Annotated in this window: 10 protein-coding genes; 7 read left to right on the forward strand and 3 right to left on the reverse strand. The window is 73.4% G+C overall.

The features are described from left to right. Positions 1-154 precede the first annotated feature (154 nt). Positions 155-691 carry a hypothetical protein gene (locus tag GTW67_RS14595; protein WP_237518854.1) on the reverse strand — a complete coding sequence of 179 codons (537 nt, stop codon included), beginning with the start codon at positions 689-691 and terminating at the stop codon, positions 155-157. 117 nt (positions 692-808) lie between these two features. Between GTW67_RS14595 and GTW67_RS14600 the strand changes: the two genes are divergently transcribed. The 3 genes from GTW67_RS14600 to GTW67_RS14610 are packed head-to-tail and all read left to right on the forward strand — an operon-like array spanning position 809 to position 2,861. Continuing rightward, positions 809-1,279: a hypothetical protein gene (locus tag GTW67_RS14600; RefSeq protein WP_161165248.1), complete on the forward strand. Its 471-nt coding sequence runs from the start codon at positions 809-811 to the stop codon at positions 1,277-1,279. Beyond that, entirely contained in the window at positions 1,276-2,022 is a 747-nt protein-coding gene (locus GTW67_RS14605) for an isocitrate lyase/phosphoenolpyruvate mutase family protein (protein WP_161165249.1), read from the forward strand. The genes GTW67_RS14600 and GTW67_RS14605 overlap by 4 nt, the downstream gene beginning before the upstream one ends. A gap of 35 nt (positions 2,023-2,057) precedes the next feature. After that, positions 2,058-2,861: an SAM-dependent methyltransferase gene (locus tag GTW67_RS14610; RefSeq protein ID WP_161165250.1), complete on the forward strand. Its 804-nt coding sequence runs from the start codon at positions 2,058-2,060 to the stop codon at positions 2,859-2,861. Between the two features lie 75 nt (positions 2,862-2,936). On the opposite strand, the gene GTW67_RS14615 is transcribed toward GTW67_RS14610, so the two are convergent. Further along, positions 2,937-3,452, reverse strand: coding sequence for a TetR/AcrR family transcriptional regulator (locus GTW67_RS14615; protein WP_161165251.1), 516 nt, complete (start codon positions 3,450-3,452; stop codon positions 2,937-2,939). A gap of 277 nt (positions 3,453-3,729) precedes the next feature. On the opposite strand from GTW67_RS14615, the gene GTW67_RS14620 reads away from it, so the two are divergent. Beyond that, positions 3,730-4,164, forward strand: a complete 435-nt coding sequence (locus tag GTW67_RS14620) for a nitroreductase family deazaflavin-dependent oxidoreductase (RefSeq protein WP_161165252.1) — start codon at positions 3,730-3,732, stop codon at positions 4,162-4,164. Between the two features lie 16 nt (positions 4,165-4,180). Here GTW67_RS14620 and GTW67_RS14625 read toward each other — a convergent pair whose 3' ends face one another. After that, positions 4,181-5,437: an FAD-binding protein gene (locus GTW67_RS14625; protein WP_161165253.1), complete on the reverse strand. Its 1,257-nt coding sequence runs from the start codon at positions 5,435-5,437 to the stop codon at positions 4,181-4,183. 107 nt (positions 5,438-5,544) lie between these two features. Here GTW67_RS14625 and GTW67_RS14630 point away from each other — a divergent pair, with 107 nt between their 5' ends. The 3 genes from GTW67_RS14630 to GTW67_RS14640 all read left to right on the forward strand — a co-directional run. Beyond that, complete coding sequence (locus tag GTW67_RS14630) at positions 5,545-6,864, forward strand: radical SAM protein (RefSeq protein WP_161165254.1); 1,320 nt, start codon at positions 5,545-5,547, stop codon at positions 6,862-6,864. A gap of 234 nt (positions 6,865-7,098) precedes the next feature. Next, positions 7,099-8,217 (forward strand): ribosome small subunit-dependent GTPase A, encoded by a 1,119-nt coding sequence (gene rsgA / locus GTW67_RS14635; RefSeq protein ID WP_161165255.1) that lies wholly within the window; start codon positions 7,099-7,101, stop codon positions 8,215-8,217. A gap of 21 nt (positions 8,218-8,238) precedes the next feature. Then, a partial coding sequence (locus GTW67_RS14640; protein WP_237518855.1) for a bifunctional transcriptional activator/DNA repair enzyme AdaA occupies positions 8,239-9,525 on the forward strand: 1,287 nt, incomplete at its 3' end.

The following is a 9,525-nucleotide window of genomic DNA, read 5'->3' on the forward strand; positions in this document are numbered from 1 at the left end:
GTTGTCGTCGGTTGCCAGGGCTCCGCCCTGTCGCCCTCCTCCGCCTTGCAGCTGCACGCACCACCCCCCGCTCGGGTCGGCCCAGACGCACCGTCTCTCTCAGCCGACCTGATCCAAACGACAGGCCCTAGAGAGGCGCGCACGCCGTGCCGGCTCAGCCCTGGAGGCGGCGGCGCATCTGCGTCAGGCGGCGGTCGTAGTGGAAGTGGTACCAGACCATCCACGTCATGGCGACGACCGCGGCCGCCAGCATCCAGCCGCCCGTGGCCACGGCGCCGGAGGCGAACCACAGGGCCGCGGTGCCGAAGAAGATCACGGCGAGCAGGGGGAGCGCCCACCAGCGGTTGCGGCGCAGCCGCTGCTGCCGGGAGTCGACCAGGGCGGCCATGGCACGCCGCCGCCCGGGCTCCTCGGGCGGCGGCGCGCCCTTGAGGATCTGCCGCTCCATGGCGGGCACGTCGTCCGGGGCGGTGCCGGTGGTGCGGGCGTCGTGGTGCCGGCGCCTGCGGACCAGCCACACGACGTAGCAGCTCATCAGCGCGGCGCTGACGAGGGCCGACAGCCATCCGGAGAATCCGTTGAGGGCCATGCGGGTCACGACCCCGATGGCCAGGGCCATCAGGCCCATCACCCACAACTTGTCCTGCCACCGCCGCTCGGGGCGGTCGTCGCGTCGTTCGATGCTGGCCATGTCCACCTTCCGACCGGTCGGAGAAGCCGATGACTCCAGGTGACCGTCCGGGTACCCGCCCGAACGCCCGGGACACTTCGGCCGGGGCCGAACCAACGGGCGCCTAGCGTCGGGGACATGAGCGAAACGAGCACCGCCACGGCCACCGTCACGCCCGCCGACGCCGTCACCGGCATGGTCGGCCACGTCCTCGACCTGGCCGCCACCTGGACCGCCTGGGACGGGGAACCCGTCCGCGTCGACGACCGGCTCTACACCCCGCACAAGGCCGTCCGGCGCGTCGCCGACCATCTGATCGACCATCTCGCCGAACTGGAGGCGCGGTTGGCGGGGGAGCGGCCGGTGCCCGACCATTGGCACGCCTCCGCGACCACGACGGACGCGGACCGCGCGCCGTTCACCGGCGAGGACCTGGACGAGGCCCGCAGCCGCCTCACCCGGCTCGCCCGGATCTGGGCGAACCGGCTCGACGCGCTCACCGGCGAACAGCTCGACCACTCGCCCGGCGAGGGCTGGACCTTCCGCGAACTCGCCCTGCACGTCGCCGAGTCCGCGTACTACGCCGATGCCGTGGGAGACCTGTCGTGACCGCCTTCGCCGACCTGCACCGCGCGGGCGAGCCCCTGCTGCTGCCGTGCGCCTGGGACCACGCCTCCGCGCTCCTCCTCGCCGGCCGGGGCTACCCGGCGATCGGCACGACCAGCCTGGGCGTCGCGGCGTCGGGCGGGCTGCCCGACGGGGCCTCGGCGACCCGCGAGGAGACGCTGCGGCTGGCCCTCACCCTGGGCTCGGAGCCGTTCCTCCTCTCCGTCGACGCCGAGGGCGGCTTCAGCGACGACCCCGATGAGGTCGGCGAGTTCGCCCGGCAGCTCGCGGCCGTCGGCGCCGTCGGCATCAACCTGGAGGACGGCCTCGGTCCCGCCGGCCGGCACGCCGCGAAGATCGCCGCCGTGCGGTCGGCGGCCCCCGGCCTCTTCGTCAACGCCCGTACCGACACGTACTGGCTCGGCGACGGCGAGGGCACCTCACGGCGCCTCGACGCCTACCGCGAGGCGGGCGCTCACGGCCTCTTCGTGCCCGGCGTGAGCGACCCGCGCACGATCGCCGCCCTGGTCCGGCAGCTCGACGTCCCCCTCAACGTCCTCTACACCCCCGCCGGCCCCACCCTGGCGCACCTCACCGACCTCGGCGTACGCCGGGTGAGCCTGGGCTCGCTGCTGTACCGGCGCGCGCTGGGCGCCGCCCTGGACGCGATGGCCGACATCCGCTCCGGGCGGGCACCCGGCGGTACGGTGCCGAGCTACGGCGCCGTGCAAAAGCTGGGTAGTTGACCCCCAGAAGCGTCGCTCTGTGTGAAGCTGTCCCCATGGATCACCCGCGTGATGAAGTCAGGGCCCGGCTCCAGACCGACCGCCCGCACTCCGCCCGTGTCTGGAACTACTTGCTGGGCGGCAAGGACAACTATCCCGTCGACAGCCAGGTCGGCGACGTCATCCTGTCGACCTTCCCGGAGTTCGCGGCCGTCGCCCGCCTGCAACGGGCGTTCCTGGCGCGCGCCGTGCGCTTCCTGGTGCGGGAGGCCGGCATCCGCCAGTTCCTCGACATCGGCACCGGCCTGCCCACCGCGGACAACACGCACGAGCTGGCCCAGCGCATCGCGCCGGAGAGCCGGATCGTCTACGTCGACAACGACCCCCTCGTCCTGACGCACGCGGAAGCCCTGCTCACCAGCAGCGACGAGGGGGCCTGCGCCTACATCGACGCCGACGTGCGCGACCCCGACCGGATCCTCGCCGAGGCCGCCAAGACCCTGGACTTCGACCGGCCCGTCGCCCTGACCATGCTGGGCATCATGGGGCAGATCGCCGACGACGAGCGGCCCGCGGACCTGGTCGCCCGGCTGGTGTCGGCGCTGCCGCCGGGCAGCTACCTCGCCCTGAGCGACGGCACGAACAGCAACGCCGCGCTCAACACGGCCGTCGAGACGTACAACGCGCAGTCGGCCAACACCTACCACCTGCGCTCCCCGCAGGACATCGCCGCCTACTTCGACGGGCTCGACCTCGTCGAACCGGGTGTGGTGGCGTCCGCCGCCTGGCGCCCGGACGGCACCTCGTCCCCGGAGCCCACGGCCGAGGTCGCCGTCTGCGGGGTCGGGCGCAAGGCCTGAGCGGACGGCGGGCGCGGGTCAGTCGCCGGCCGGCCAGTGCTCCAGCGCGACGTGCAGCGCCTCCACGGCCCTGTCTCACGAGACCTGCACGTCGCGCGGCGCACCGAAGGCCCCGGCGGCCTCCAGGGCGCAGTAACCGTGGAAGGTGCTGCGCAACAGGCGTACGGCGTCGGTGAGATCGGGCTCGCCGAGACCGTACGCGCGCAGCATCCCGTAGGTGATCTCCGCGGTGCGGCGCAGCGCGGGGGAGTCGGCGGCGAGGGCCTGGTCGACGCGGATCTGCGTCGCGGCGTACCGGCCGGGGTGGCTCAGCGCGTACGTCCGGTAGGCACCGGCGAAGGCGGCCAGCGCCTCCTTGCCGGCCCGTCCGGCGACCGCCTGCGCGATCTCCTCGATCAGCTCGCCGCCCGCCAGCAGCGCCATCCGCGCGCGCAGGTCGTGCAGGCCGCGGACATGCGTGTACAGGCTCGCGTCCTTCACCCCGAGGCGCCGGGCCAGCGCGGAGACGGTGACGCTCTCGAACCCCGCCTCGTCGGCGAGGTCGGCGGCGGCCGCGACGACGCGCTCGGTCGTCAGGCCGGCTCGGGGCATGGGTCCACCTCTCCGGCGGGTGCGCTCACATCGCGGAATCTCCAGCCCGCATCCTAGGACAGCCCCGAGACCGCGCCCCGGGCCGGTCCGGCCTGGTCCGGCCGCACGGAAGGTCGCGCGGAGGGGCGCGCCCGATGGGGCCGGGCGTCCGAAGGGGCCGGAACGGACGGCCGCGTACGGGCGGCCCCCGGGCCGGGCCCCCCGGACCGCCGACGCACCGGACGTCCTGCGAGGGCGCGGAGGCTGTGGCAGATTGGCCGCCATGGACCCGTCGACGATGAGCACCGAGCAGCGCAACGCGCTCAACCGCCAGGTCGCCGAGCAGTTCCGCGCCCAGCGGGGCAGCGGGAAGATCGGCGAGATGATGCACGCCGACCGGATGCTCCTGCTCACCCACACCGGGGCCCGCAGCGGCACGCGGCGCACCACCCCGATGGGCTTCTGGCGCCTCGACGGCGACCGGGTGGTGGTCGTCGCCTCCAACATGGGGGCGCCGCGGCACCCGGACTGGTTCCACAACCTCGTGGCCCACCCCGACGTCACCGTCGAACTCGGCCCGGAGACCTGGCCGGCCGTCGCCACCGTCCTGGACGGGCCCGAGCGCGACCGGCTGTGGCCGCAGCTGCTGGAACAGGCGCCGTTCTTCGCCCAGCACCAGGAAGGGGCGGGCCGCGTCATCCCGCTGGTGGAGCTCCGCCGCACGACGGACTGACCGCCCGCCGCCCGCCTCAGCCGGCCAGCACCCCGCGCACGAACGCGTTGGTGAATTTGCCCCGCGGATCCAGCGCCCCCACCAGCGCCCCGAAGTCACCGAGCCGCGGGTAATACCCGCGCAGCACCGCCGCCGGGGTCGTGAACACCTTCCCCCAGTGCGGACGCGCGTCGAAGGCGTCCAGCGCCTCCTCCACCCGCCGCACCACCGGCAGCACCGCCGCGGTGTCCTCGACCCAGGTGAAGTGCACGGCCACCGTGTCCCGCCCGTACGCCGGGCTCAGCCACTGCTCGTCGGCGGCGACCGTGCGCACCTCGCAGGTCTGGAGCACCGGCGCCACCATCCCCCGTATCGCGTCCAGCGCGCGCAGCGCGTCGAGGGCGTGCCCGCGCGGCATCAGGTACTCGGACTGGAGCTCGGCGCCGCTGCTGGGCACGAAGTCGGCACGGAAGTGCGGCAGCCGCTGGTGCCACGGCCCCGGCACCCCGAACTGCTCGGTGCAGTTGACCGCGGGCATGCCCGGCACCGGGTGCATCTTCTCGGTGGCCGGGGCGGCGTACGGGAAGCCGGGCAGCGGCTGGTCGGTGCGCCGCTTGAGCCACACCTGCCGGAAGCCCGGTTCCCGCCAGTCGGTGAACAGGCTCACGCTGTGGGCCGCCGACATCACCGCGTCGAACGTCTCCGTGTCCAGGCCGGACAGCGGCAGCTCGGTGAAGACGTGCTGCTCGACCTCGTAGGCCGGCTCCAGGTCGAGGGTGAGGGCGGTCACGACGCCCAGCGCGCCGAGCGAGGTGACCGCGCCGCCGAACCGCTCCTCGCCCCGCGCGATCACCGTGGTCGAACCGTCCGCCGTGACCAGCTCCACCTCGCGCACGGACGAGGAGAGCGGCCCGTTGCCGACCCCCGAACCATGCGTGCCGGTCGCCACCGACCCGGCGACCGAGATGTGCGGCAGCGACGACATGTTGGGCAGCGCCAGCCCCCGCGCGTGCACCAGCCGGGCCAGCTCCGCGTACCGCACCCCGCCGCCGACCCGCACCGTACGGGCCGCCGTGTCCACGTCCACCTCGGGCGGCAGCGCGGCCAGCGACAGCAGGACGCCCTCGGGGCCGGGCTCGGCGATCTCGTTGAAGGAGTGCCCGCTGCCCAACACCCGCACCCGGGAGCTGCCCGCCACCAGCGCCCGCAGCGCGTCCGCGGAGCGGGGCCGCAGCAGCTCCTTGGCCGTGTACGTGATGTTCCCGGCCCAGTTGGTCACGGTGATGTCGGTCATAGCGCGGAAACCTACCCGGCGCGTCTGGGAGGGCCCCGGGCGGGAAGCCGTACCGCCGGGGGCATACCGTGAGGAGTCGTACGTCCGAACCGGGAGGAGACACTTCGATGGACAGCCGCACCGCGCTGGTCGAGGATCTGATGGAGCGGTTCCCGCACGTGCCGCGCGAGGCCGTCTTCAAGGAAGACCTCCTGCGGGGCGGCGTGGCCTTCGACCCCTCCGCGCTGAGCGACAACGAGGACGGCGAGGTCAAGCCGAAGTCGTACTTCATCTTCTCCTTCGACCACGGCACCCTGCCCGAGCTGGGCGAGGCCGCGCTGCGCCGCCCGCCCGAGGAGATCATCCTCACCGGCGGCCCCTACGACCTGCGCCGCACCGTCGTCTCGGTGCGCGTGAACCCGTCCTCGCCGTACCGCGTGGCCGCCGACGAGCACAACCAGCTCGGCCTCTACCTCGACGGCAAGCGGATCTCCGACGTCGGCGTGCCGCCCATGCCGGAGTACTACCGCCACAAGCTCGCCAACGGGAAGTCGGTCATGGAGGTGGCCCCCACCATCCAGTGGGGCTACCTGATCTACCTGACCGCGTTCCGGGTCTGCCAGTACTTCGGCGCCAAGGAGGAGTGCCAGTACTGCGACATCAACCACAACTGGCGCCAGCACAAGGCGGCGGGCCGCCCGTACACGGGTGTGAAGGACGTCGACGAGGTCCTCGAAGCGCTCGACATCATCAACACGTACGACACGGCGAAGACGTCCACCGCCTACACGCTCACCGGCGGCGCGATCACCTCGAAGGTCCAGGGCCTGGACGAGGCCGACTTCTACGGGCGCTACGCCAAGGCCATCGAGGAGCACTTCCCCGGCCGCTGGATCGGCAAGGTCGTCGCCCAGGCCCTGCCCAAGCCGGACGTCCAGCGCTTCAAGGACTACGGCGTGCAGATCTACCACCCCAACTTCGAGGTGTGGGACGAGTACCTGTTCAAGATGTACTGCCCCGGCAAGGAGCGCTACGTCGGCCGCGACGAGTGGCACAAGCGCATCCTCGACTCCACCGAGGTCTTCGGCGCGCGCAACGTCATCCCGAACTTCGTCGCCGGCGTCGAGATGGCCGAGCCCTACGGCTTCAAGACCGTCGACGAGGCCATCGCGTCCACCACCGAGGGCCTGCGCTTCTTCATGTCGCACGGCATCACGCCCCGCTTCACCACCTGGTGCCCCGAGCCCACCACCCCGCTCGGCAAGACCAACCCCGACGGCGCCCCGCTGGAGTACCACATCCGCCTGCTCCAGGCCTACCGCCAGACGATGGAGGACTTCGGCCTCTCCTCGCCCCCCGGCTACGGCCCGCCCGGCGCCGGCAACGCGGTCTTCTCGGTCAGCTCCTTCATGGACAGCCTGCCGGAGGACACGCCGGTCGAGGTGTGAGAGGACGGCTCCCGCAGGGGGGGGCGAATATTCCGTGGCGTCCGGGAGCCGGCTGCTCCTAGGATGTGGCCACAGCCGAGCTGAGAGCAGGAGGTGTGTCTGATGACTGTCGTTGCGACGGGCGCTGCCCGCATCCGGAAGTTCGTCACGTCCACCTCCGTGGCCACCGGCTGACAGACCAGCATTCCCGCGTACGACACGCGGACGCCGGGGCCGCCCTGTGAAGGGTCTCCCTTGAATCTCGCTTCCTCCCTCTCCTCCTCCTCCTCTTCCTCCTCAGCGCACCCGCTCGCCCCCTACGGCTGGGACGCAGGCTGGGAGTCTGAGTTCACCTCGTACGCCGAGCAGGGCTGCGTGCCCGGCCGGGTCGTGCGGGTCGATCGTGGGCAGTGTGATGTCGTCACCGCCGGCGGCGTCCTGCGGGCCGACACCGCGTTCGTCACCCCGCACGATCCGCTGCGCGTCGTCTGCACCGGTGACTGGGTCGCCGTGGAACCGGACGGCAACCCGCGCTACGTCCGCGCGTATCTGCCGCGCCGTACCGCCTTCGTGCGCTCCACCTCCTCCAAGCGGTCCGAGGGGCAGATCCTCGCGGCCAACGTCGACCACGCCATCGTCGCCGTGTCGCTCGCCGCCGAGCTGGAGCTCGCGCGGATCGAGCGGTTCCTCGCGCTCGCCTGGGAGTCCGGTGCCCAGCCCGTGGTCGTCCTCACCAAGGCCGACCTGGTGACCGACCCCGTCACCCTGGCGTACCTCGTCCAGGACGTGGAGACGGCCGCGCCCGGCGTGCCGGTGCTGTCCGTCAGTGCCGAGCAGGGCGAGGGGCTCGACGTCCTCGGCGCCGTCGTCGCCGGCGGCACGGCCGTGCTGCTCGGGCAGTCCGGCGCAGGCAAGTCCACGCTCGCCAACGCGCTGCTCGGCGACGACGTCATGGACGTCCAGGCCATCCGCGACGTCGACGGCAAGGGCCGGCACACCACCACCACCCGCAACCTCCTGGTCATGCCCGGCGGGGGCGTGCTGATCGACACCCCGGGGCTGCGGGGCGTCGGGCTGTGGGACGCCGGGCACGGGGTCGGCCAGGTGTTCGCCGAGATCGAGGCGCTGGCGCAGCGGTGCCGGTTCCACGACTGCGCCCACGAGAGCGAGCCGGGCTGCGCCGTCCTCGCCGCCATCGACGACGGTGAGCTGCCCGGGCGGCGGCTGGAGAGCTACCGCAAGCTGCTGCGGGAGAACCAGCGCATCGTCGCCAAGACCGACGCCCGGCTGCGCGCCGAGATCCGCAAGGAGTGGAAGCGCCGGGGCGCCATGGGCAAGGCGATGATGGAGGCCAAGCGCGGCCGCGCGCGGTAGCCGCCGGGCACCCTCAGCGTGATGTCCGATTTCCGCCAGCCCGGTCCGCCGGGCCGGCGGAGACTGGAGAGCGTGAACAGGGACCTGAGGGAGACCGCCGAGCGCGAGGACAGCCGGTACGAGGCCGTCCGCAGCCGGGACGCCCGGTTCGACGGGGTGTTCTTCTTCGCCGTCGAGACCACCGGCATCTACTGCCGGCCCAGTTGCCCGGCGGTCACGCCCAAGCGGCACAACGTGCGCTTCTTCGCGACGGCCGCCGCCGCGCAGGGCTCCGGTTTCCGGGCCTGCCGGCGGTGCCGCCCGGACGCCGTGCCCGGCTCGGCCGACTGGAACGTGCGCGCCGACGTCGTCGGCCGGGCCATGCGGCTCATCGGTGACGGCGTCGTCGACCGCGAGGGCGTCACCGGACTCGCCGGCCGGCTCGGCTACAGCCCCCGCCAGGTGCAGCGCCAGCTCACCGCGGAACTCGGCGCCGGGCCGGTCGCCCTGGCCCGCGCCCAGCGGGCCCACACCGCCCGCGTACTGCTCCAGACCACCGGCCTGCCCGTGACCGAGATCGCCTTCGCGTCCGGGTTCGCCAGCGTCCGCCAGTTCAACGACACGATCAGGGCCGTCTACGCGGCCACCCCGAGCGGCGTCCGCGCCGCCGCCCCGGCCCGCGACCGGGCCTCCCAGGCGGCCACCCCGTCCGCCGGCATCCCGCTGCGGCTCGCCCACCGCGGCCCCTACCAGGCGGGACCCGTCTTCGACCTGCTCCAGCGGGAGGCCGTCGCCGGCGTCGAGGAGGTCAGCGGCCCGCCCGGCCGCCGCGTCCACCGGCGCACCCTGCGCCTGCCCTACGGCACCGGGATCGTCGCCGTCCAGGAACGGCCCGGCCGGCCGAGGACCGGCAGCGGCGGCTGGCTCGACGCCCGCCTGCACCTGACCGACCTGCGCGACCTGACCACCTCCGTGCAGCGGCTGCGGCGCCTGTTCGACCTCGACGCCGACCCCTACGCCGTCGACGAGCGGCTCGGCGCCGACCCCCGGCTCGCCCCGCTCGTCGCCGCCCGCCCCGGGCTGCGCTCACCCGGCGCCGCCGACCCCGACGAACTCGCCGTACGCGCCCTCGTGGGGCGGACGGAGGCCGAACGGCTGGTCCAGCGGTACGGCAAGGCACTCGACGCGCCCTGCGGCACCCTGACCCACCTCTTCCCCGAACCGGCCGTCCTCGCCGAGGCCGAGCCGCACGGCACCGCCGGTGCCCTCGCCGCCGCCCTCGCCGACGGCACCGTACGCCTCGACCCCGGCGCCGACCGGGACGACGCC

Origin of the sequence: Streptomyces sp. SID5910 (assembly GCF_009862125.1) — a bacterium.
Lineage (GTDB): Bacteria > Actinomycetota > Actinomycetes > Streptomycetales > Streptomycetaceae > Streptomyces.